Genomic DNA, 23,031 nt, shown 5'->3' on the forward strand with positions numbered 1-23,031 from the left:
CCATGGATCCGCGCCTGCTCCGCTACTACAACCGCGAACTGCAGCACGTGCGCGAGATGGGCGGGGAGTTCGCGCGCGAGTACCCGAAGATCGCCGGCCGCCTGGGCCTGGAAGGCTTCGAATGCGCCGACCCCTACGTCGAGCGCCTGCTTGAGGGCTTTGCCTTCCTCGCCGCACGCGTGCAGCTGAAGCTCGATGCGCAGCAGCCGGTGTTCACCCAGCACCTGATGGAGATGGTGTACCCGCATTATCTCGCCCCCGTGCCGTCGATGGCGGTGGTGGAGATGGCGGCGGACCTGAAGGAAAGCGCGCTGGTCGGCGGCCACGTGGTGCCGCGCCACACCGCCCTGCGCAGCCTGACTGGCCGTGATGACCGCACTGCCTGCGAATACCGCACGGCGCACGATGTCACGCTCTGGCCGCTCAAGCTCACCGAGGCAAAGTATTTCGATACGCCAGCGGCCATCGCCGCTGCGGGCGTGTCCATTCCTGCGGACCGCACCGTACGGGCCGGCCTGCGCCTTAAGTTCGCGGTCACCGCCGGCGCGCAGGCCAACCTGCTGGCGATGGACGAACTGCCGATCTTCCTGGCCGGTGCCGACGAGTTGCCCAAGCGTCTGTACGAACAGTTGCTCGGCAATGTCGCGGGCGTGGCGGTGCGCGCCAAGGGCGAGGGTGGCATCTCCAGCACCTGGCTCGAACCGGGCAGCATCAAGCCCAAGGGCTTCGACGACGCCGAGGCGATGATTCCCTACAGCGGCCGCTCCTTCAGCGGCTACCGGCTGCTGCAGGAATACTTCGCCTGTCCCGAGCGTTTCCTGTTCGCCGTGTTCACCGGCCTGCGCCAGGCGCTGGCCCGGGCGCAGGGCAACGAGTTCGAGATCGTGGTGCTGTTCGACCGCAGCGTCAGCCGCCTGCACAACGCGGTGGACGCAGGCAACTTCCGGCTGTTCTGCACGCCGGCGGTAAACCTGTTCCCGCGCCGCGCCGATCGCATCCACCTGCAACAGGGTCGCACCGAATACCACGTGCTGGCCGACCGCACGCGACCGATGGATTTCGAGATCCATTCGATCGGCAACGTCGAAGGCTTCGGCGATAGCCAGGAACCCGAGCAGCGCTTCCAGCCCTTCTATGGCTGCGATGAGCGTACCTGGCAGGGCGGGCACGGCGCGTTCTACACGGTGCGGCGCGAGCCTCGCCAACTGTCGTCGCGGCAGAAGCTGCAGGGCGCGCGCTCCAGCTACGTCGGCAGCGAACTGTTCATCGCGCTGGTCGATGGCAGCGAGGCGCCGTATTCCAGTCGCCTGCGCCAGGTCGGCATGCAGTTGATGTGCACCAACCGCGACCTGCCGTTGCAGATGCCGGTAGGCAAATCGCATACCGACTTCACGCTGGACATCGGCGCGCCGGTCGAATCGGTGCGTTGTGTCGCCGGACCGACCAAGCCGCGAGCCGCGGTCGCTGGCGGCGAGACCGCCTGGCGGCTGCTCAGCCACCTGCAGCTGAATTACGTCTCGCTGCTGGGCGAAGGCAACGCCGATGGCGCCGCTGCGCTGCGCGAGATGCTCACGCTCTACTGCGACGAGTTCGACTCGGCCGCACGCCGGCAGATCGACGGCATCAAGGCGGTGGGCTCGCAATCGATCGTGCGGCGCATTCCTGTGCCGGGCCCCATCAGCTTCGGCCGCGGCCTGGAAATCACACTGACCTGCGACGAGGGCGCCTTCGAAGGTACGGGCGCCTTCCTGCTCGGTTCGGTCATGCAACATTTCTTCGCACGCTACGTCTCGATCAACTCCTTCACCGAGACGGTGCTGCGCACCCTGGAACGCAACGAGGTCGCCCGATGGCCGGCACGGCTGGGCTCGCGCCAGACGCTGTAGCGCTCGAGCGCGCGCTCGAGGAGCGGCCGGGGGACTTCGATTTCTTCGAAGCGATCCGGCAACTCGAGTGTGCGCATCCGACGCGGCCGCGGCTGGGCGAATCGACCAAGCCGTCGGAAGATTTCGTGCGGCTTTGCCAAACGCCGTCACTGGCTTTCGCGCCGAACACCATCGGCGATTACCGGCCGGCCGCGGAAGGCCGGCCGGCCCGTATGCGTGCGTTGTTTTTCGGCCTGTTCGGACCCAATGCGCCGCTGCCGCTGCACCTGACCGAATATGCGATCGACCGCGAGCGGAACGCGCGCGACACCACGCTGATCGCCTTCGCAGACGTCTTCCACCACCGCATGGCGAGCCTGTTCTACCGCGCCTGGGCCAACGCCCAGCCGACGGTGCAGGCCGACCGACCCTCGCAGGACCGCTTCCGTCTCTACACCGGCGCGCTGGTGGGGCTGGCGACGCCGGGTCTGGACGGCCGCGACGCCCTGCCGGATGACTTCAAGCGCTTCTTCGCCGGCCACATGCTGGCGCACACGCGCAACGCCGAAGGCCTGCGCAGCCTGCTGCAGCACTTCTTCGCCATTCCAGTGCGCGTGGTCGAGTTCGTCGCCGAATGGATGCGCCTGCCGCGCGAGGCGTACCTGCGTCTGGGCCGCTCGACCGAAGTGGCTTGCCTGGGCCGCACGGCGGTCATTGGCGGGAACGTCTGGGGCGCGCAGCAGCGCTTCCGCCTGCGCCTGGGACCGCTCAAGCGCAACCAGTTCGAGCATTTCCTCCCCGGTGGCGCTGCGCTGGCGCAATTGGTGGCGGCCGTACGCGGCTACATCGGCGACGAGAAGGCCTGGGACGTGCAGCTGGTGCTCGCGCACGACCAGGTGCCGGCGATGCGGCTGGGGCAGGGTGGTCGGTTGGGGCTCACCTCCTGGCTGGGCCAGCGCGCCGCGCGCACGGACGCAGACGACGTCGTACTGAAACCGGTGGGCTGACGCCCGCCATAGCGAACATCAGACCGGGCCGCCATGCGGGCCGCAGCAAACGCGAAGGGAAGAAACATCATGGCCGAGATCAGTCGCAGCGCCCTGTTCGGGAAACTCAACAAGCTCGCGTACCGGGGCATCGAAAGCGCCACCGTTTTCTGCAAGCTGCGCGGCAATCCCTATGTGGAGCTGGTGCACTGGATCCATCAGATCCTGCAGCTGCAGGACTCGGACCTGCACCGCATCGTCAAGCAGTTCAACATCAACCCGTCGAACCTCGCGCGCGACGTCACCGACGCGCTGGACAAGCTGCCGCGCGGCTCGACTACGATTACCGACCTGTCCTCCAATGTCGAGGAAGCGGTCGAGCGCGGCTGGGTGTTCGCCACGCTCATGTTCGGCGAGGCGCAGGTGCGCACCGGTTACCTGTTGGTCGGCGTGGTCCGCACGCGCCATCTGCGCAACGCGCTGATCGCCATCTCGCCCGAATTCGACAAGATCAAGCCCGAGACGCTGGTGGAGAAGTTCGCCGAAGTCGTTGCCGGCTCGCCCGAGGACGGCCAGAGCGCGAGCGACGGCTTCCAGATGGGCGGTGCGGTGCCTGGCGAGGCCAGCGGCGCGATGGGCCCGGCGCAGATGGGCAAGCAGGAGGCGCTCAAGCAGTTCACCGTCGACCTCACCGAGCAGGCCCGCAACGGCAAGATCGACCCGATCGTCGGGCGCGACGAGGAAATCCGCCAGGTCGTCGACATCCTGATGCGCCGCCGCCAGAACAACCCGATGCTGGTCGGCGAGGCGGGCGTGGGCAAGACCGCGGTGGTCGAAGGTTTCGCCCTGCGCATCGCCCAGGGCGACGTGCCGCCGCAGCTCAAGGACGTCGAGCTGCGCACGCTGGACGTGGGCCTGCTGCAGGCGGGCGCCAGCATGAAGGGCGAGTTCGAGAACCGCCTGCGCCAGGTCATCGAGGAAGTGCAGTCGAGCCCGAAGCCGATCATCCTGTTCATCGACGAAGCCCACACGCTGGTCGGCGCCGGCGGCGCGGCCGGCACCGGTGACGCGGCCAACCTGCTCAAGCCCGCGCTCGCGCGCGGCAACCTGCGCACGGTCGGCGCCACCACCTGGGCCGAGTACAAGAAGCACATCGAAAAGGACCCCGCGCTGACGCGCCGCTTCCAGACCGTGCAGGTCGACGAGCCGAGCGAGGAGAAGGGCATCCTGATGATGCGTGGCGTCGCCAGCGTGATGGAAAAGCACCACCGCGTGCAGATCCTGGACGAGGCATTGGAAGCGGCGGTCAAGCTCTCGCACCGCTACATCCCGGCGCGCCAGCTGCCGGACAAGGCGGTGAGCCTGCTCGACACCGCGTGCGCGCGCGTGGCGATCAGCCAGCACGCCGTGCCGCCGGAAGTGGACGACACCCGCAAGCGCATCCAGGCGCTGGAAACCGAGCTGGCCATCATCGCCCGCGAGAAGACCGTCGGCGTGGACGTGGCCGAACGCGAAGCGTCGGCCGGCGAGAAGCTCGCCATCGCCAAGGCGCGGCTCGAAACACTGGAGATCAACTGGCAGGTCGAGAAGGGCCTGGTCGAGAAAATCCTGGCCATCCGCGCCCGCCTGCGCGGCGACGCGGCGCCGGTCGAGGGCACCGGCAGCGCGCTGGAGCAGGCGGCCAACGCGGAGGCTGGCGAGGTTGCCGTGGCAAGCGCCGCGCTGACCGACGCCGAACGCGCGACCGCACTGGAGGAATTGAAGGGCCTGCAGGCGCAACTGGCCGAATTGCAGGGCGAGAGCCCGCTGATCCTGCCCACCGTCGACTACGTGGCGGTCGGTTCGGTGGTGTCGGACTGGACCGGCATCCCGGTCGGCCGCATGGTCAAGAGCGAGCTCGAGACCGTCATGAACCTGCCCAGCCTGATGGGCAAGCGCGTGATCGGCCAGGACCACGCGATGGAGATGATCGCCAAGCGCATCCAGACCTCGCGCGCGGGCCTGGACAACCCCAACAAGCCGATCGGCGTGTTCATGCTGGCCGGCACCTCGGGCGTGGGCAAGACCGAAACCGCGCTGGCGCTGGCCGAAGCGCTCTACGGCGGCGAGCAGAACATCATCACCATCAACATGAGCGAGTTCCAGGAGGCGCACACGGTCTCCACGCTCAAGGGCGCACCCCCGGGCTACGTAGGTTACGGCGAGGGCGGCGTGCTGACCGAGGCGGTGCGCCGCAAGCCGTACTCCGTGGTGTTGCTGGACGAGGTCGAGAAGGCCCATCCGGACGTGCACGAGATCTTCTTCCAGGTGTTCGACAAGGGTGTCATGGAGGACGGCGAAGGCCGCCAGATCGATTTCAAGAACACGCTGATCCTGCTCACCACCAATGCCGGCACCGACCTGATCGCCGGCCTGTGCCAGGACCCGGACCTGATGCCCGAGCCCGAGGGCATCGCCAAGGCGTTGCGCGAGCCGCTGCTGAAGGTGTTCCCGCCGGCGCTGCTGGGCCGTCTGGTGACGATTCCGTACTACCCGTTGAGCCCGGAGATGCTGGGCAAGATCGTCGAGCTGCAATTGGGTCGTATCAAGAAGCGCATCGAGGCGCGCTACAAGATTCCGTTCGAGTACGACCAAGCCGTGGTCAAGCTGGTGGTCAGCCGCTGCACCGAGAGCGAATCGGGCGGCCGCATGATCGACGCGATCCTGACCAATACGATGCTTCCGGATATCAGTCGCGAATTCCTCACCCGGATGATCGAAGGACGGCCGGTAGCCGGCGTCCAGGTGAGTGTGAAGGAAGGGGACTTCGACTACGCCTTTGCCTGAGTTCGGCGCGGGCTACCTGCAGGACGCCATCGAGGACATATGAGCCACAACTTTTCCGAAGAATACAAACGCGCCCGACAGTCGGTGCTGGGCGGCAAGTTCAGCAGTGACGCCGATGCCATGCTGAAGAAGCTCAAATCGCTCATGGGCGAGGATGGCTTCGACGACACCCAGAGCGCCGCGCTTTCCAGTTTCCACAAGGCCATCAACCTAGGGGATTGGAGCCTCAAGAGCCTGTTCGGTGGCGGGGAGAACATGGAGCCGGCACAACGGGTCCTGGCCATGGCCAACGCCTACGCGACCAAGGGCAAGACGCGCAGCTACACCGGAGGCGCGGATGTAGCCGCCGCTTCGGCCGCGCTGAAGTTGCTGCTGCACACCGATTTCCTGGCCAAGAAGGGGGCGAGCGGCTTTTGGGTCGTCAACACGCCCGCGAAGTACAAGAACTGGCCGAGCGTGGAACTGGCGACCCTTGGGAGCGACGAACGCGCCTTGCTGTCCCGAGTGGCGGACAAGCGCGAGTATTTCTCCTCCTCGCAGAAAAAATACATGGCCGACGGCGCCCAGCTCGCACGCGCGCAGGTGCAGAAGGCGTTGATGGCACTGTCCGGCAAGGGCAAAGGCGAGGAACTGGTCAAACGCTGGTTCGAAACGGAGGATACCTCCGCCACCGACCTGGCCAAGATCACCTCGGATCTTGCCGCGGGGCTGAAGAAGGTCCAGAACACGCTGCTCTCCAACCGCCTCATCTTTACCGATTGCCCGTTCTTCCGTGGCGACGACATGGAGCAATCCGAGGCGTTCGTGTTCTCGGGCGGCTGGAAGGACAAGCAAAAGGTGGTCTACATAGAGAAGGGCTTCTTCGCCAAAGGCGGCAACGTGCTTTCCGGCCGCGCCAACTGGGCTCGGGTCATCATCCACGAGCTGACCCATTCGGAGCTCGACACGGAAGACTACCCGCAGAACAATTCCTACGGGTGGCAGGGTATCAACCCCAAGGACAGCAAGTTCAAGGGCAACAAGGCCGTGCTCAATGCGGAAAATTGGGCCTATTTCGTGGTGGACGCCGCCGGCGGCCTTACCCCGTCCGAGCGCGCCGAAGCACTGAGGCTGCCGTGACCGGCCAGCGGTCGCGAGGACGCCTGCGTCTCGTTGCGCTGGTACTGGCCGGTGCGCTGCCGATCGCGTCGTGTGCGGGCGGCCTTTCCGGCGCCCAGGAATCCAATACCAAGGAGATCCCCATGAGTTCCCCCTTCGATCAACCCCCGATGGTTTCGGGCAGCCGCGGCCGTCCACCGGCGGTGGCGCCCGTCGTCCACGACGGCGTGCGCTATGAGCAGGTGAAGAATTTGACCGCCGAAGGGCTGGCCCCGGGCGGCTATGTGGTGGCCACGGAGGTGGACTCCGGCAAGCGGTTGTGGATCAGCCGGCTGTATGAATCGAAAGTCGATCCGAACATCGAGGCTGACGTGCAGTGGTCGTTTTTCAAGAGCATGCGTCTGGACGCCAGTCGGGGTGCGCTGATCGTCGAGGATGAGAAAGGGCGCAGCTACCAGGTCGACCTCGCCGACGGCCGCGTGCACTGATGGCGTAACAAGTCGCCGCCATGTGCGTGGGGCGGAACGTCGTATGAGTGCACGCGTGCCCGGTACGTGGCCAGCCCGCGCGGTCGCCATGCTGGTTTGCATGTGGGGACTTCTGCTGGCCCTCCGGGCGCGTGCATCGACCAAACACCCATGCCGCCCGACTCACTGTCCACCGACGAGGCGCACACCGTGAACGATCACATGCCTGTTTCCAGCCGCCCGTCTCCTGGCGCCGTTGCGTCCATCGTCCGGGACGGCGTGCGCTACGGACAGGACATGCAGAGTTACCGCCACGGTGGCGTCCAGTCGGGCGGTTACCTGGTCGCCATCGACCAGGCGACGGGGGAGCGCCGATCGATGATCGAGGTGGACGGGGTGCCAGGCCAGGAGGCCGTCGGCGTGAGCACGCCCGGACGCTGCTTCAAGAGCATGCAACTGCTGCCGGACGGTCAGCAGATCGAGATCCAGGGCGAAGCCGGCGGTAAATACGGGGTGGATCTGCGCGAGCGCACCTCTACGTGGAAAAGCGGCCCCGATTCCGTCCACAAGTCGCGCGAAGGCCAATGAATTTTCCACCGGACCCAACACCGGTCGCGGCGCGCGGTCGTAGCCGTCCGCCGGAGCTGCCGCCGGTCGTCCACGATGGCGTCCGCTACGAACAGTTGAAGAATCTGGCGGCTGAAGGCCTTCTGCCAGGGGGCTACGTGGTGGCGACCGACCTCGGGTCCGGGAAGCGGCTGTGGGTCAAGCGCCTGTATGCGTCGCCCGTCGGCCCGGGCATCGAAACGGGCGTGGAATGGACGTTTTTCAGGAACATGAGCATCGATGCCATGCGCGGCCTGCTCGTGGTGGAGGACGAGAGGGGGCGCATCCATCGTGTCGGCCTTGCCGACGCCCGGGTGTGCTGATGTTGGGGAACCAGTGCCGGCGCGACACGTGCCGCCGGTGTCCGATCAAGGGAGCGTGGCATGCCAAAAGAAGGCGAGATCGTAAGCGCGGTAAGCATTCCGCGCGAGGGTGGTGGCGGATGGACCGAAAAGGGGTCGGCAAGCTGCTTCAAGCTCATCTCCGGCAGTGCGAAGACGGCGATCAGCGCCGCAGCCAAGCACGGTTGCACGGACCATGCGGAGATGAGGGCGTTGTCCTGTGTCACCGCCACCCAACTGGGGAACGTGAGACTGGATCAGAACGCCTTTCCCTGTGAGAAATGCCACGCGGCTCTGCTGGAGCTGTCCGCAAGCTGCACGATAAGCATCGAGGTGACGGCCAACAAGGGGGAATACAACCGCTGCCACAGGATAAGTGGCCTGACCGTCGAAGAGGTGCCCGTGACCATCCTGTATCAGGCCGGCCACGCTTCCTACAACGGTACGCGCGACGACCACAGGATTCATGCGTAGACCGCATGCAGCCTGAGCCTTTCGCGCTGGGAAGCTGCGCGCGCATCGTTCGCCAGAGCCGGGAGACGACATGAGCGTTCCATCCGAAGTATTCGAAGACCTCTACGACGACAACCAGAAGACGTCTGCCTACGGATGGTCCCCGCGCGTGGCGGCGACGCAGAACGGCAATTGGGACCCCGTGCTGAATGCCGTGGTGCAGCTGAGCACCCAGTTCGGGAGCAATGGCACCGTCGACGATGCGCGCGACTGGGCCTTCCGCGACATCACCGGGTTGTCCAAATGGAAGAAGAGTGAGGCAAGTGGCGTCCATGCCGAGGTGCTGATTATCCGTGCGTGGATTGCCATGGGGGTGATCAACCAGGGGTTGTCCATCCCGCAGGCGACAGCTGCATTGCAGGGAAGGGCCATTTACGCGTCACAGCCGGCCTGCTGGTGCTGTCACGCACTGATGGGCCAGTTGGGCATCGTCCGTGGCAATGATGCGCTGGGCAAGAAGCCGCTGAGCGGATGGCGTCATCCACTGGGCGGACGCACCGTCCCCAATAGCGCGTTGCCCACGCAATCCTCGTCCATCAATGCGACATGGCTCAATGGCTCGATCAACTACTGAGAGCGGAAACGCGATTGCTGCTCGAGGCGGCCGACCACCTGGCGGCTTGCCTGGCGGTGACGCACGTGAGGGTTGAGGCCGGGAAAACGGGCTGCAGCGAAGGATTGGCGACTTCTATGCGGCTCGGCGGCGGACGCGGTAATCAGGATCGAAAACGAGGGTGCGACACCGGGACAGCCAGGCGCGGCTATGGATGCGTTCCTCGGCCACTGGAAACGGACCCAATACTGGCGTACCGGGAACGATTGAACGGAAGCTTCATCGCGCCAGGCCCGGCGGCCTCGGGGATCGCGGCGCCGCGCAGGATGGGACAGACAAACATCAATTCGGGGGAAACGGTATGCCGACTGCCAAACTGAGTCGCGAAGAATTCCTGGCGCTGGGCGAGCTCGCCAAGGCACGCCGGCAACTGCTGGTCAACATGTTCGCCGGGACCCAGCTGAAATTCGGCCTGACGAGCCGGCTGTCCACCGCCAAGGAACTTCTCTCCAGCGGCAAGAAGGTCGTGTCCTCGACCCAGAAGCTGGCCAAGGGCGGCAAGACGGTCGGCAAACTGGCCAGCCTGCCGGGCATGAGGGAAGCGGTCAGCGACTTCATCGTCGAGTGCGCCGACGTCGCCGGCATCGAAGACGTCATCGAGGCGGTGTCCGGCGAGGTCCTGTCAGAGCTGGTGGCCGAGATCACCCCGTACATGGGTGTCGTTACCAGTGGCGTGAAGCTCGTCAAGGCCGGCAAGGCCGTAGCCCAGGACGGCTACAACCTCTACAAGAGTTCGGACTACAAGCAGGGCTTCCGGCCGGGCGACCCCCTGGCCGCGGCGGAGGCGATCCAGGCGATCATCAAGCGCGACCTGGCGCGACACTCGGTGAAGCTGGGGCAGCAGAGCGTGGCCACGGGTGCCAAGATCGCCGGCCTGTTCGCCGACTTCGGCACCGCCACCACCGCCGGCATCGGCGCGGCCAATGCGCTGGCCAGCCTGGGACTGCAGCTGTTCTCGCTGGGCCTGGACATCAAGGACATGCGTGCGGGCAACAAGCGCCTGGCCACGCCGAACACGCTGGACCTGACCGTTTTCAACGAGTGCCCCGTGCTGGGTTGTTACCTGCTGACCTGCGCCGACACCTCGTCGGTGGCGAACATGTTCGTCGCGGACATCGGCCTGCCGGGCTGGATGGATCGCGTGGAGCAGATGAAGAAAAAACAGATGGACCCGATGCTCAAAATCGCCAGCAAGGACATCCAGGGATCGCGCCTACAGCTGGAGGGGCTTGCCAGCAACAAGGGCACGCATACCAAGAAGGGCTTCTTCGCCGGGGTCAAGAGCAAGGCGCTCAAACAAGTCGGGCTGGCCTGACTCGCGGTGCCTGCCGACACCCCTGGCGCGTTCAGGCGTTTGGCCCACTTGGCTCCGCAGGCCAGCCCAAGGAGGCGTGACCGGATTTGCTCGCGTTTTACGAATTCACGTAATAGGCGCCGTTGGCCAGCCCGGCCGGTGGGCCACCGCCAGGGGAGCTACCGGTCGATCGGTAGCTGAAATCTAGGATGGCTGCCTTTCGCGGTAGAACCGGTGCTGCCGATGGTTGCCATTGGCGGGCCGGATACGGCGATTTCCGCTCGCCTTGCCGGGGCGGGCAACTTTCCAGTCGAGGAACCGCATGCAACCTGCCGCCCGCCTCACCGACATGCACGTCTGCCCGATGATCACCGGCGTAGTGCCCCACGTGGGCGGCCCAATCACGGCGCCGGGCGCCCCGAAGGTGCTGATCGGCGGCCTGCCGGCCGCCCGCCTGGGCGACATGGCGACCTGCGTGGGCCCGCCCGACAGCATCATCCTGGGATCGCCGAAGGTCCTGATCGGTGGCCAGCCCGCTGCACGCATGGGCGACAGCTGCGCCCATGGCGGCACCATCGTGCTGGGCTGCTTCACGGTGTTGATCGCTTGATGCGCGGCGTCGCCAGGCGCGGGCGTCGGAGCTCACTGCGCAGGCTGGCGGCGGTCCTGGTCGCGCTGGCCGTATTTTGATCGTTTGGGTTGCCTGGGGTGCGCGCCATGGGGTCGTTCGATCGACTGGTCCTGTTTTCCGAAGTGCATGGGACGGTGTTGCGGGACGGCCAACCCGTCGCCGGCGCGGAGCTCGTCCAGAAGGTGATCTGGTCGGACGACCCGGACGAGATTCCGCCGCAGCGCGCGACCCCCGACGCGACCGGCGCTTTTCGCTTCCCGGCCATCGAACGCGGCGCCGGCCTGCGCCGGATGATCCCCGCCCAGCCGATGATGCTGCAGACCATCACCATCCATGTCGAAGGCCAGCATTACCTCGCCTGGCGCTACGGAAAGGATTCCTACGACAACCGGTCGGAACTTGGCGGGCGGCCGTTGAACCTGGTGTGCGAATTGACGCGCGCGCCCGAACACGAGGGCAAGCACTACGGAATCTGCAAGGCCGTGTGACACCCACGCGGCCTGGGCGACATCTTCAAAGGATGACGAGCGGATGGCGACGGAACTCTCACCAGCGCAGGCGGCCGAAATCGCCGGCAGCACGTACCTGACGAGCCTGTTAGACGGAGGACGCACCGTGAAACGCGAACCTGCACATGCCTACCTTCGCCGGCCCGATCCCGCCGCGGCGGTGCGCGACCATCGCGGTGTCCTGCGCCAGGCCATGAACGCCCACCAGGCGGACGATCTGGACACGGCCGAGCGGCTCTACCACGAGGTGCTGGAGCTGCACGCCGCCCAGCCCGACGCGCTGCATTACCTGGGCGTGCTGTGCCACCAGCAGGGGCGCAGCGACGAGGGCGTGGAGCTCATCCGCACTGCGTTGAAGATCACCCCGCGCCACCCGGACGCGCACAACAACCTGGGCAACATCCACAAGGAGTGCGGTCGGCCCGCCGAGGCGGAAGCCTGCTACCGGCGCGCGCTCGAATGCGCTTCGGAGCATCACAACGCGCAGGGCAACCTGGCGGTGGTGCTGGAGGTGCAGGATCGCCTGGACGAGGCTTTCGAGGCATACGGCACGCTGCTTCAGCAGGCGCCGGACGACGCGCGCGGCCACTACCTGCTGGGCCTGTTCCTGCGCAACCACGCGCAGAGCATGGAGCACCTGGAACAGTCGGCCGAGTGCTTCCGCCGCGCGTTCGAGATCGATCCACGCAGCCTGCGCGCGCTGGAGGCGCTGGGCGTCACGCTGTACGCGCTCAAGCGCCACGACGAAGCCCGCCAGGTCTATCGCGACTGGCTCGCGCGCGAGCCGGACAATCCGGTGCCGCGCCACATGCTGGCCGCTTGCGGTGGCGCCGACGCGCCGCCGCGCGCCGACGATGATTACGTGCGCGAGCTGTTCGACGGCTTCGCCGACAGTTTCGACGAGCAACTGCTGAAAAACCTGGATTACCGCGCGCCGCAGGTACTGGCCGCCGCGCTGGACGGCGTATTGCCTGCTGCGCACGGAAGCCTGGACGTGCTCGATGCCGGTTGCGGCACGGGACTATGCGCGCCGCTGGTGCGTCCTCACGCGCGGCACCTGGTCGGCGTGGACCTGTCCGGCGGCATGGTCGAGAAGGCGCGCCTGCGCGGCGGTTACGACGCGCTGGAGGTGGCCGAACTGACCAGCTACCTGCAGGCGCATCCGGACGCCTATGACCTCGTGCTGTCGGCCGACACGCTGGTGTACTTCGGCCGGCTGGAAGAAGTGCTGGTCGCCGCGTACGCGGCCCTCCGGCCCGATGGCTGGCTCGGATTCACCCTCGAGGCCAAGGCCGACGAGTCCGGAGAGCTGGAAATCACGCCGAGCGGGCGTTATCGCCACGGCCGCGGCTACGTCGAGCGCGTGCTGGCTTCCAGTGGCTTCGGGAACGTGCGCATCCAGGCCGACACGCTGCGCCGCGAAGCCGGCCAGGCGGTCGCCGGCTGGGTCGTGCTGGCACAACGCCAGCCCTGAGGATTGGCATCATGACGGGCCGGTACTCCGTCGTGCACCAAGCGCCGAGACTCAGCGGCAGGCGCCGCCGTTGAGCGCATTGTCAGGATCGCAGCGAAGGCTCGTGCCGAGCGTATCCAGCCGTCCGCGGATGGCACCGGCGCACGCGACTTCGTGCCCGTTGCCGTCGGCGGTGGTCACGCGCACGCCGGCCGTGCGCTGACCGTCTTCGGTGTAGTCGAACACCGCGTAGTCGACGTCCGCGTGGCTGAAGCCAACCTCGGTGCGTTCGGCCTGGTAGCGGGTGTAGTGCGCGTAACCCAGCTGGCGCAGGCCGTCGTTGGCGTCCGGCGGAAACGCCAGTTCCACCTTGGGGGCCCTGCCGTAGCGGTACTGCAAGGCGGATGGCACGCTGCCGCACAGGCTGAGGGTCTTGCCCGGTGCAGTCCGGCAGCTGAAGTAGGTGGTTTCGCCTGCATGACAAAGATCCTCGGCGAGCGACGTGGCCGGACTCGTGCAAGAACCGGCCAACAGGCAAGCCAGTACCGTTTCAAGTCGGCGTCTCATGGCGAAGGCCTCCCGGCCGGATGATGCGGTCTACGGTGGTAGACCTGCGCGTGATAGCTCCGGCCGGCTTGATGTCGCCATCGATCTGGCGGTGGCCGTTACAGGCGGAGGTGGTCCACGGCGATCCTCATTGCTGCATCAACTCGTCGATGCGGTCGCGCATGCTTTCGCCGAGGCAGTGGACATCCGTGCCACAGGCGTCACGCGAGCCGATCCACTGCCGTTGGGATTGGCGCAAGGTCGTGGCATCGTCGCTCGCCCGCGGCAAGGCGAATCGATAGGCTGCGGCCACGCTGCGGTCGTAGCCGGCGAGCGTCGCCGATGCACAGATGGTTCGTTCGGCGGCACTGTGCGCCTTCGCGCAGGGGAACGACGCGCGTATCGGTTCCTGGCTCTCCACTTTGCGCAACACCAGCACATAACCGCTGCCGTCGTAGTTCGTCAGCAGGCGGTCGGCGGAAGGCGTCACCATCCATGCATTGTTCCAGGGCGATCCGTCGGGCGTGCAGCGGACTTCCACAGGCGACACCGCCGCGTCGGCAAGCTGGATGCCGAAATCCGCAAGGGTCGGTTGCGCGGGCGTGTCGAAGGATTCGGGACGCGCAAAGCGATCGCCGATGAAGTGCTGCAGTTTGTCGACCGGCAAAGCGGTGAAGGCAGGGGCGTCGCAGGTGCGCGAACCGTCGTCGAGCCGGATCCCCACATCATCGACGACGAGCTGGCGGCCGAGCAGCCGGGGGTCGTCAGGAAAGTACTGCCAGTGGGCCTGGTCCCGATGATCGACGGCCACCTGGACGACCTCCCAGCGCCCCTGCACCGTGGTCGGCGCCGTAGCGGCGACGGCCTGCATGAGGGCAAAGCAGCCGATGCTCGATGCGAGCAGGCGCAGCGATGGGCGACGACGGTATGGGTGGCGCATGGATGGGACTCGCCTCAGGACTTTGCAGCTATCAGGATGGATTCGAACTGCTGCGCGATGCCGGCGATGTCCGCCGCATGGTCGCTGCCGTTGACCATGTGGCGTGCACCGACGTAATCGGTCTTGGCGCCGTGGAAGTAGGTCGCGAACTTCCTGCCGTTGGCAAAACCCTTGCCCGTCAGCATGCCGTGCGCCATGACCTTGTACGCGATCTGCGGCTGCAGCACGTCGTCGGGGTTCAGCAGGAGCTGGAGGCCGAGGTTCAACTCGGTGCTGGCCTTGGCGTAGTTCGACCACCAGGTCAGTTGCACGTAGCCGCGGCCGTAGTAGGCGTACTCGTCACCATCATCGTCTTTGTAAGCCGTAACGGCCTTCTGGGTTGGGGCCGCGCCCTGCTTCGCGCCGTGGGTGATCGCCTTGTACGTGCCCTCGGCCGTTACCGTGAACTGGTCGCCGTCCTGCTCGGTGACGCGCGCGCCTCCTTTGGGAAGGGATTTCACCTTTACCGGAAGGAAGTAATTGCGATGTGCGCCATGGCCGACCTCCTCGACCGGTGACAGCGTGATCGCCCAGCGCTTCCGCGACCGCACCAGCGGCTTGCCGTTTTTGCCGACCACCGGTTTGTGATGCTTGTCCAGGACCGGCACGGATTCTTTCTTGAGCGACGTGGTTTCCCAGTACGCGGTGGCGAGCATGTAAGCGGTCCAGCGTACGTCGGTGATGCGCGTGTCGGCTTCGATGAAGCCGACCAGGAGCTCCATCTGCGGAATCGCGGCTGCATCGTAGTGCGCGGATTTGCCGAACTCGCGAATGAAGCCCTCACGCAGCTTGATGCGGTCGAATGTCCCCTGCCACGCATAGATCGCGTTGGCGGCGTTGTCGGCCGCCGCTTGCGCTGCCGCCGATTTGCCCGGCGGGCGCAATCGTGGCTTGGCGCCCATGGCATGCGGAAGATGCGCGACGCTCCCTGCGGGATGGTGGCCCGGCAAGGCCTGCTGCGAGAGGGTGCCGGGGGCCGTTGGGTGAGCGTTGCGGTGGTGGCGCATGGGAGGTTCCATCCGGTGGCGGTTCGCACCGATCCGGACCCGGTGGCGCGCGAACCGATTCTAGACGCGTTGCACCCCCGCGCGCGTGCCTGCGATCGGCTTGGGGGAGCCAGCGGTCTTTGTCCTGCGGCTTGGCGTGGGAAAAGCCGGTTCATGCCGAACAATGGCTTTTCGATCAACCATTTGTCGCTAGCGCTGCCGGCGCTGAATGTGGGTGACCTGAAATGCCCCCGATTTACGCACTAAGAACCATGGGGACTGCCTGCAGGTGCCGCAGGGCCTCGTAATGTTGTGGGCGCAAACCGCTGGCAACGGGGTTTGCGTGCATCGGTTGGCTTAAGGGGGCTTGGGATGCGTATCGACGGTGCTTGCGGCGGCGGACACGTCTGCCCGTGGCAGTGGCGCGGTGCTCGGGCACCCGCTTGTGTCCGGCCTGCGCGTCGCGCACGGCTCCATTTGCTCGCGATCGCAGGTTTTTGAGGGACTGGACATGACCTACCGTATGACGATGACGTCGTCTCTCGGCGACAAGCTCACGGCGGCAAGCCTTACGGGCAGCGAACAGTTGGGGCGGCTCTATTCCTACCATCTGAAGATGTGGAGCGAGGACAACGGCATCGACCTGCTCGCGCTGCTCGGCAGCGCCATCACGGTGACGTACGAGGAAGGGACCTACACGCGCCATGTCAACGGCATCGTCGCCGAGGCATCCCAAAGCGGTTTCGAGAGCTTCCAGGGCAAGGAATACGCCGCCTATTCGGTGACGCTCGTTCCCAAGGCCTGGCTGTTGCTGAACAAGGTGGACTGCCGGATTTACCTGAACCAGTCCGTGCCCGACATCGTCAAGGCGGTACTGGCGGAAATCGGCTACAGCGACATCAAGCTCGAGCTCACCGCGAGCTACCCGGCGCGCGAATACTGCGTGCAGTACCGCGAGGATTATTTCAACTTCATCAGCCGGTTGATGGAGCAGGAAGGCATCTACTACTTCTTCCGGCACGCCGACGGCGTGCACACCATGGTGCTGGCCGACTCGCTGGGAGCGCACTCCGCATCCGACGGATTCGCCACGCTGCCGTATCTGCCGCAGGCCGGAGACAGCGGCGCGTCGCACGAGATCGCGGTCACCGAATTCTCGCCGGCGCGCTCGGTGCAGACGATCAAGTATTCGCTGACCGACTACGATCCGCTGAAACCGAAGGCATCGTTGCTGGGCGTCAATTCGGCCAGCAATGCCGACGGCAACCATGCGATGTCCGACCTGGAGTCGTTCGACTATCCCGGCGAGCACGACTCTGCCGACGTGGGCAAGCACTACGCGCAGGTTCGCGTCGAAGCGATCAATGCCATGCAGTCGCAGTTCTCCGGTGCGACCAATGCCGGCGGCCTGCTTACCGGCGCGCTCTTCAAGCTGGAAGGGTTTCCGCAGGCCAAGCTGAACCAGGAATACCTGGTGGCCGGCTCGACCCTGCACATCGCCAATCCGATGCAGGGTGGGGAGGGCGAGCAGGTCCATTGCAGTTTCACCGCCATCCAGAGCAAGCAGCCGTTCCGCGCCATGCCGATGGCGGTCAAGCCGATGGTCGTCGGGCTGCAGACGGCGGTCGTCACGGGAAGCGACACGGCCGAAGACATCGCCGTGGACAAGTACGGCCGCATCCAGGTCACGTTCCACTGGAACAAGCCCGACAAGAAGAACGCACAAAGTTCGTGCCCCGTGCGGGTGGCGTCGGCCTGGGCCGGCAAGAACTGGGGCGCGGTGAGCATTCCGCGCATCGGCCAGGAAGTGGTGGTCAGCTTCCTGGAAGGGGATCCTGACCGCCCGTTGGTGATCGGCAGCGTCTACAACGCCGACAACATGCCGCCCTACACGCTGCCCGACAACAAGACCCAGAGCGGCATCAAGAGCCGCAGCCTGCTTGGCGGCACCGCCGACTTCAACGAGTTGCGCTTCGAGGACAAGAAGGGCGAAGAGGACTTCTTCATCCACGCCCAGAAGGACATGCACGAGGAAGTCGAGAACGACCACGTCGTGACCATCGACCACGACGAAACGGTGACGGTCAAGCACGACCAGACGCTTACCGTCGAGAACGACCAGACGGAGACGATCAAGCACGACCGCAAGGTCACCGTGCAGAACGACGACAAGCTCGACGTCACCAACAACGGCACCACCGGCATCGGCCAGAAGTTCAAGCTGACGGCCGGCACCGAGATCGAGCTGGTGACCGGCGCGTCCAGCATCGTGATGAAGAGCTCGGGCGACATCGAGATCAAGGGCGTCAACATCAAGATCACCGGCAGCGTGGGGGTGAAGGTCGAGGGCCAGGTCGAAGTTGGCGTCAAGGCCGGCGCCACGATGGACCTGGGCGCCGGGGCCACGCTCAAGATGCATTCGGACGCCATGCTCGAAGTGGCTGGCGGCGCGATGGCCACCGTCAAGGCACCCATGCTCACGCTCAAGGGCGATGGCATGAACCAGGTGTCCGGCGGCGTGGTGATGATCGGGTAAGGGGGAGAGCGTCATGTCGATCGTCATGCAAGCTGCCGAGCAAATGGAGCTGGGGGACCCCGCGCGCGCCCGGCTGGAGCCCGGCATGGGGCCGCGCGAGGCCGTGCAGGCGTTGCTCGAAGGCGGCGAAACGCAGGACGCGCTGAAGTTGCTCGCACGCCTCCTGCCCAAGCGCTACGCCGTAGCCTGGGCCTGCCAGTGCGCGCGAGACGTGGCGCTGCCGCTGGAGGACAGGGCCGGCTCCGCGCTCGCCGAGCAATGGGTACGCGAGCCGGAGGAACCCAATCGGCGCGCTGCGTTCGAGTTCGCCAACGCTGGCGGTTATCGAAGCATCGGCGCCTGGCTGGCGGCCTGTGCGGGCTGGTCCGGCGGCAGCCTGGCGCCGGCGACCCAGCAAACTCCGGTGCCGCCGGCCGAACACCTGACCGCCTGCGCCGTGGTTGCGGCCATCAACCTCATGGCCGGCCTCGATCCGGAACGCTTCGAGCAGCGCCGCGCCGGCTTCATGGCGCGCGCCATGAGCCTGCTCGGCGCCGGCGAAACCCAGACCTGCTGAAGGAGCGACGCGTGCCTATCCCACAGACACTCGTGCTCGCCGTGCTCGGCCCGCACGCCGCGCAGTTCGGCGCACGCAGCCAGAAGGCCTTCGAGGGCCGCGACGGCAGCATCGGCCGCGCGGAGGACTGCGACTGGGTGCTGGCCGCGGCCGGCGTGTCGCGCGTGCACGCCATGGTGCGCTGCCTCAACGGCATGTACTTCATCGAGGACCGCAGCACCAACGGAATGCTGCTCAACGGCCGTCCGTTGGTAAAGGGCGACCCGGCCTCGCTGAAGGAGGGCGACCGCCTGCAGATCGACACCTTCGAGGTGTCCGTGCGGATGCAGGCCGACAGTGCCACTCTGGTGCAGCCTGGCCCGGCACCCGTCCCGGCACCCGCGATGGCGGCTGCGGCGCCGCTGCCGGGAGGCGACTTCCTCGACGAGATGCTGGGCGGCCCGTTCGGCGCGCCGCCAGCCCCGGCGCGCGGTATCCCTGACGAGCCGCTGATTCCGGCGCCCGGCGGTCCGGCCGCCACGCTCGATCCGCTGGCGTTCCTGGACGAGCCCTTCGGTGCGCCGCCGGCGCCCGCGCCTGCACCGGCCGCAAGCTGGAACCATTCCAGCGGCATGGCCGATCATTTCCATCCCCCGGGCGTTGCCGGCCAGCGCCCGGCGCTGCCGGAGAACTGGGACCTGACCATGGGCGACTTCGCGCCCAAGTCGGCACCGGTGGCCACGCCGGCACCCCCGCCAGCCCCGGCACCGGCGGCGCCGATCGCGCCGGTGGCGCCGCAGCCGGTCGTGTCGCTGGCGCCCGTCGCCGGCCCGCACGGCGCTCCGGCCGGTGTCCCGCCCGAGCTGGACACGATCTTCCGCATCGTCGTCGATGGCGTGATGGACGTGCTGCGCGCCCGCGCGGAGATCAAGAACACCTTCCGCCTGCCGGTCACGCTGATCCAGCGCTCGGAAAACAATCCGCTGAAGTTCGCGCCGACCGCCGACGAAGCGCTGCAGAAGCTGCTCGCCCCGGCCACCGGTGCCTTCCTCTCCGGCACCGATGCCTTCCAGGACGCCTTCGACGACATCCGTTGCCACCAGATGGCGATGCTGGCGGGCGTGCGCGCGGGTTTCGAGGCCGTGCTGGCGCACTTCAACCCGGACCGGCTGGAGCAGGAAGTGGACGGCAGCAAGCGCTCGACCTTCGGCGGCAAGGGCCGCTACTGGGAGCGCTATCGCGAGAACTTCGAGGGGCTGGCCAAGGACCCGGACGAATGCTTCCGCCGCTTGTTCGGGGACGAGTTCGCACGCGCCTACGAAGAGCAGCTGGCGCGCCTGAAGTCGGCACGGGTGCGGCAGCGGTAAGAGCGCATGGCGCTTTTCACCTGAAAAACACGCACTAGAAGAAGGGCCTCCCACGCCAGGGCATCCCCTGTAGGAGCGCCTTGGGCGCGACCGCGGAACCTGGGGTCGCGTCCAAGGGCACTCCTACAGGCAGCTCGCGGGCCGTGGGGCGCGTCCAGGGATGCAGGGCGCCCAGGAAGCAACCACCAGCAGACAGGTCGGTCATGACGCAAAACAACAAAGTGGTATGGAGCGAGGGCCTGTTCCTGCGCCCGCAGCACCTGCAGCAGCAGGAGCGCTACTTCGAGCGCTTCGTCGAGCTGCGCGCCGGCGCACTGCGGCCCTACGCCTGGGGCTTCCAGGAGCTGGAGCTGGAACCTGACCTGCTGGCGATCGGCAAGCTCGGTATCCGCCGCGCGAGCGGCATTTTTCCCGATGGCACGCCGTTCTCCATGCCCGGCGACGACCCGCTGCCACCGGCGCTGGAGGTCGATGCCAACTGGCGCGACCAGACCGTCTACCTGACCCTGCCGTTGCGCACGCCCACGCAGCCCGAAAGCGGGCGCCCGGAAGCCCCGGCCGAGCGGCTGTTCCGCTACCGCGTGCGCGAGACCGAGGTGCGCGACAGCTCCGGCAGCGTCGAGGGGCTCACGCCGCTGGAAGTCGGCGGTATGAGCACGCGCCTGCTGCCGCAGTCGCAACCGATGGAAGGGCTGGCGCAAATCCCGGTCGCGCGCATCGTCGAGTGCCGCGCCGACCGTCGCGTGATGCTGGACGACGCCTTCATGCCCACCGGGTTGAGCTGCCAGGCGGTGCCGCGGCTGGTGACCTTCCTCACCGAGCTGCTCGGCCTGCTGCACCAGCGTGGCGAGGCGCTGGCCAGCCGCGTGGCGTTGACCGATCGTGGCGGCGCGGCGGAGATCGCCGACTTCCTGATGCTGCAGGTGGTCAACCGCTACCAGCCGCTCATCGCGCACCTGGCAGAGGCGCCGCTGGAACACCCGGAAGCCTTCTACCGCACGCTGGTCGCGATGGCTGGCGAGCTCAACACCTTCACCGCGCCGGGCAAGCGTCCGCCGATGTTCCCGCCGTACCGCCACGAGCTGCTGCGCGAAAGCTTCGAACCGGTGATCGTCTCGCTGCGCAACGCACTCAGCGCGGTGATGGAGCAGACCGCCATGCCGATCCCGCTGCAGCAGCGCAAGTACGGCGTGTGGGTGGCGGTGGTGCCCGACCTGACCCTGATCGACACCGCGGCCTTCGTGCTTTCGGCCAAGGCCGACATGAAGTCCGAGGACCTGCGCCGGCAACTGCCCGCGCACGCCAAGATCGGCCCGACCGAGAAGATCCGCGACCTGGTCAACCTGCAGTTGCCCGGCATCGCCGTGCAGCCGATGCCGGTGGCGCCGCGGCAGATTCCCTACAACGCGGGCTACCTCTACTTCGAATTCGACAAGCACTCGCCGATGTGGCGCGAGCTGAAGACCTCCGGCGGCATCGCGTTCCATTTCGGCAGCGAGTTCGCCGGGCTCGACCTGCAACTTTGGGCCATCCGGAGCTGATGCCATGAGCGGTCCCTTCGACGAGGACATGCGCGACGCCACCGTGGTGCGCCCGCGCGGCGCACCGGCCCCGGCCGCGGCCGTTGCCCCCCCGCCGGCCGCCCATGTGCCACCGCCGGCCGCCTACGCTGCCGCGGCCCAGCCGGCGCGCGAGGAGGACATCAGCGGTTTCCTCGGCGGCGGCATGAACCCGCTGGTGCAGGCGGCCAGCCCGCTGCTGCTGCTGGCGGTGCAGTTGCGCCACAGCGCCACCGCGCCGGACGCCGCGCGCCTGCGCGAGCAGGCCACCACGCAGGTACGCCGTTTCGAAAGTCGCGCGCAGGCGTCCAACCTGCCGCAGCAGACCGTACTGGCGGCGCGTTACGTGCTGTGCACCATGCTCGACGAGTCGGTGCTCAACGCGCCCTGGGGCGAGCACAGCGGCTGGGCGCAGCAGACCCTGCTGGTGGCGTTCCACAGCGAGTCCTACGGCGGCGCCAAGTTCTTCCAGATCCTCGAGCGGCTGTGCGCGGATTTCTCCAAGCACATCGACCTGATCGAGCTGATGTACATCTGCCTGGCGCTGGGCTTCGGCGGGCGCTACCAGATCGAGGCGGGCGGGCGCGCCAAGCTGGCGGACATCCAGGAAGACCTGTACCGGCGCCTCAAGGAACAGCGGGCGCCGGCCGCGCAGGAGCTGGCGCCGCACTGGCGCGGCGTGGAAGACCGGCGCAACCCGCTGGTGCGCTACGTGCCGCTGTGGGTGATCGCCACCGCTGCCGCCTGTGTGCTGCTGGCGGCCTTCCTGTTCTTCTACACCCGGCTCAACGATGCCGCGTCACCGGTCAACGCGCAGCTCGCGCGGATCGGGTTGGAAGGCGCGACGCCGCCGGACACCGCGCACCGTCCCGCGCCCGAGCGCAAGCGCCTGAAACAGCTCCTCGCACCGGAAGAACAGGCCGGGCTGCTGAGCATCGACGAACAGCCGGACGGGCAGGCGATGCTGCGTCTCTCCGGCAATGCGATGTTCGCCTCCGGCGGCGTCGACGTGAACGATCGCCAGTTGCCGCTGCTGCACAAGATCACCGCCGCGCTCAACCAGGTGTCCGGCCGGGTGATCGTCATCGGCCACACGGACGACCAGCCGATCCACTCGCTGAAGTTCAAGGACAACTTCGCGTTGTCGGCGGCTCGCGCGCAGTCGGTCAGGCAGATCCTGACGCAGGGGCTGGACAACCCGGGCCGCATCGAATCGACCGGCGCCGGCGCCTCGCAGCCGATCGCGCTGCCGCCGGACCTGCCGGACAACCGCACGCGCAACCGCCGCGTCGAAATCAAGTTCATCCCGGAGGCCTGACGC

The 23,031-nt window shown here is 66.8% G+C and carries 21 protein-coding genes; 18 read left to right on the plus strand and 3 right to left on the minus strand.

The genetic code is table 11. From position 1 onward, the window contains the following. Positions 1–2: 2 nt before the first annotated feature. The 13 genes from tssF to LQ772_RS05480 all read left to right on the plus strand — a co-directional run bounded on the left by tssF (position 3) and on the right by LQ772_RS05480 (position 13,223). Positions 3–1,886, plus strand: a complete 1,884-nt coding sequence (tssF, locus tag LQ772_RS05420) for a type VI secretion system baseplate subunit TssF (protein WP_231324732.1) — start codon at positions 3–5, stop codon at positions 1,884–1,886. Next, positions 1,850–2,872 (plus strand): type VI secretion system baseplate subunit TssG, encoded by a 1,023-nt coding sequence (gene tssG / locus LQ772_RS05425; protein WP_231324734.1) that lies wholly within the window; start codon positions 1,850–1,852, stop codon positions 2,870–2,872. Before tssF ends, tssG begins: the two co-directional genes overlap by 37 nt. A gap of 69 nt (positions 2,873–2,941) precedes the next feature. Then, positions 2,942–5,677, plus strand: coding sequence for a type VI secretion system ATPase TssH (gene tssH, locus LQ772_RS05430; RefSeq protein ID WP_231324736.1), 2,736 nt, complete (start codon positions 2,942–2,944; stop codon positions 5,675–5,677). Between the two features lie 39 nt (positions 5,678–5,716). Then, positions 5,717–6,796, plus strand: coding sequence for a M35 family metallo-endopeptidase (locus LQ772_RS05435; RefSeq protein ID WP_231324738.1), 1,080 nt, complete (start codon positions 5,717–5,719; stop codon positions 6,794–6,796). Beyond that, on the plus strand, positions 6,793–7,263 hold the full coding sequence (locus LQ772_RS05440; protein WP_231324740.1) for a hypothetical protein: 471 nt from the start codon (positions 6,793–6,795) through the stop codon (positions 7,261–7,263). The genes LQ772_RS05435 and LQ772_RS05440 overlap by 4 nt, the downstream gene beginning before the upstream one ends. A gap of 150 nt (positions 7,264–7,413) precedes the next feature. Further along, a complete protein-coding gene (locus LQ772_RS05445; RefSeq protein ID WP_231324742.1) occupies positions 7,414–7,830 on the plus strand; it encodes a hypothetical protein in 417 nt (138 codons plus the stop codon). Beyond that, positions 7,827–8,171 (plus strand): hypothetical protein, encoded by a 345-nt coding sequence (locus tag LQ772_RS05450; RefSeq protein ID WP_231324744.1) that lies wholly within the window; start codon positions 7,827–7,829, stop codon positions 8,169–8,171. The genes LQ772_RS05445 and LQ772_RS05450 overlap by 4 nt, the downstream gene beginning before the upstream one ends. A gap of 60 nt (positions 8,172–8,231) precedes the next feature. Then, positions 8,232–8,663 carry a hypothetical protein gene (locus tag LQ772_RS05455; RefSeq protein WP_231324746.1) on the plus strand — a complete coding sequence of 144 codons (432 nt, stop codon included), beginning with the start codon at positions 8,232–8,234 and terminating at the stop codon, positions 8,661–8,663. Positions 8,664–8,733: 70 nt separating this feature from the next. Further along, positions 8,734–9,276 (plus strand): nucleic acid/nucleotide deaminase domain-containing protein, encoded by a 543-nt coding sequence (locus tag LQ772_RS05460; protein ID WP_231324748.1) that lies wholly within the window; start codon positions 8,734–8,736, stop codon positions 9,274–9,276. Positions 9,277–9,616: 340 nt separating this feature from the next. Then, the gene (locus tag LQ772_RS05465; protein WP_231324750.1) at positions 9,617–10,630 is read left to right on the plus strand and encodes a hypothetical protein; all 1,014 of its coding nucleotides are present in this window, start codon (positions 9,617–9,619) and stop codon (positions 10,628–10,630) included. A gap of 301 nt (positions 10,631–10,931) precedes the next feature. Further along, entirely contained in the window at positions 10,932–11,219 is a 288-nt protein-coding gene (locus LQ772_RS05470; RefSeq protein ID WP_231324752.1) for a PAAR domain-containing protein, read from the plus strand. A 107-nt stretch (positions 11,220–11,326) separates the two neighbouring features. Next, a complete protein-coding gene (locus LQ772_RS05475; RefSeq protein ID WP_231324754.1) occupies positions 11,327–11,728 on the plus strand; it encodes a DUF6795 domain-containing protein in 402 nt (133 codons plus the stop codon). 214 nt (positions 11,729–11,942) lie between these two features. After that, a complete protein-coding gene (locus LQ772_RS05480; protein WP_231325927.1) occupies positions 11,943–13,223 on the plus strand; it encodes a tetratricopeptide repeat protein in 1,281 nt (426 codons plus the stop codon). Positions 13,224–13,274: 51 nt separating this feature from the next. Here the strand turns inward: LQ772_RS05480 and LQ772_RS05485 are convergent, their stop codons facing one another. The 3 genes from LQ772_RS05485 to LQ772_RS05495 form a co-directional block, all read right to left on the minus strand. Continuing rightward, the gene (locus tag LQ772_RS05485; RefSeq protein ID WP_231324755.1) at positions 13,275–13,769 is read right to left on the minus strand and encodes a hypothetical protein; all 495 of its coding nucleotides are present in this window, start codon (positions 13,767–13,769) and stop codon (positions 13,275–13,277) included. Between the two features lie 127 nt (positions 13,770–13,896). Beyond that, entirely contained in the window at positions 13,897–14,688 is a 792-nt protein-coding gene (locus tag LQ772_RS05490) for a lysozyme inhibitor LprI family protein (RefSeq protein WP_231324757.1), read from the minus strand. Positions 14,689–14,702: 14 nt separating this feature from the next. After that, positions 14,703–15,734: a hypothetical protein gene (locus LQ772_RS05495; RefSeq protein ID WP_231324759.1), complete on the minus strand. Its 1,032-nt coding sequence runs from the start codon at positions 15,732–15,734 to the stop codon at positions 14,703–14,705. Positions 15,735–16,224: 490 nt separating this feature from the next. Between LQ772_RS05495 and LQ772_RS05500 the strand changes: the two genes are divergently transcribed. From LQ772_RS05500 to icmH, 5 genes are all read left to right on the plus strand, one after another. Continuing rightward, complete coding sequence (locus LQ772_RS05500; protein ID WP_231324761.1) at positions 16,225–18,249, plus strand: type VI secretion system Vgr family protein; 2,025 nt, start codon at positions 16,225–16,227, stop codon at positions 18,247–18,249. Between the two features lie 13 nt (positions 18,250–18,262). Continuing rightward, positions 18,263–18,805 (plus strand): DUF6931 family protein, encoded by a 543-nt coding sequence (locus LQ772_RS05505; protein WP_231324763.1) that lies wholly within the window; start codon positions 18,263–18,265, stop codon positions 18,803–18,805. 17 nt (positions 18,806–18,822) lie between these two features. Next, a complete protein-coding gene (gene tagH / locus LQ772_RS05510; RefSeq protein ID WP_231325930.1) occupies positions 18,823–20,151 on the plus strand; it encodes a type VI secretion system-associated FHA domain protein TagH in 1,329 nt (442 codons plus the stop codon). 203 nt (positions 20,152–20,354) lie between these two features. Further along, positions 20,355–21,692, plus strand: a complete 1,338-nt coding sequence (tssK, locus tag LQ772_RS05515) for a type VI secretion system baseplate subunit TssK (RefSeq protein ID WP_231324765.1) — start codon at positions 20,355–20,357, stop codon at positions 21,690–21,692. A gap of 28 nt (positions 21,693–21,720) precedes the next feature. Continuing rightward, positions 21,721–23,028, plus strand: coding sequence for a type IVB secretion system protein IcmH/DotU (gene icmH / locus LQ772_RS05520; RefSeq protein ID WP_231325932.1), 1,308 nt, complete (start codon positions 21,721–21,723; stop codon positions 23,026–23,028). The last annotated feature ends 3 nt before the right edge of the window (positions 23,029–23,031 follow it).

Origin of the sequence: Frateuria edaphi (genome assembly GCF_021117405.1) — a bacterium.
Taxonomy (GTDB): Bacteria; Pseudomonadota; Gammaproteobacteria; order Xanthomonadales; family Rhodanobacteraceae; genus Frateuria_A; species Frateuria_A edaphi.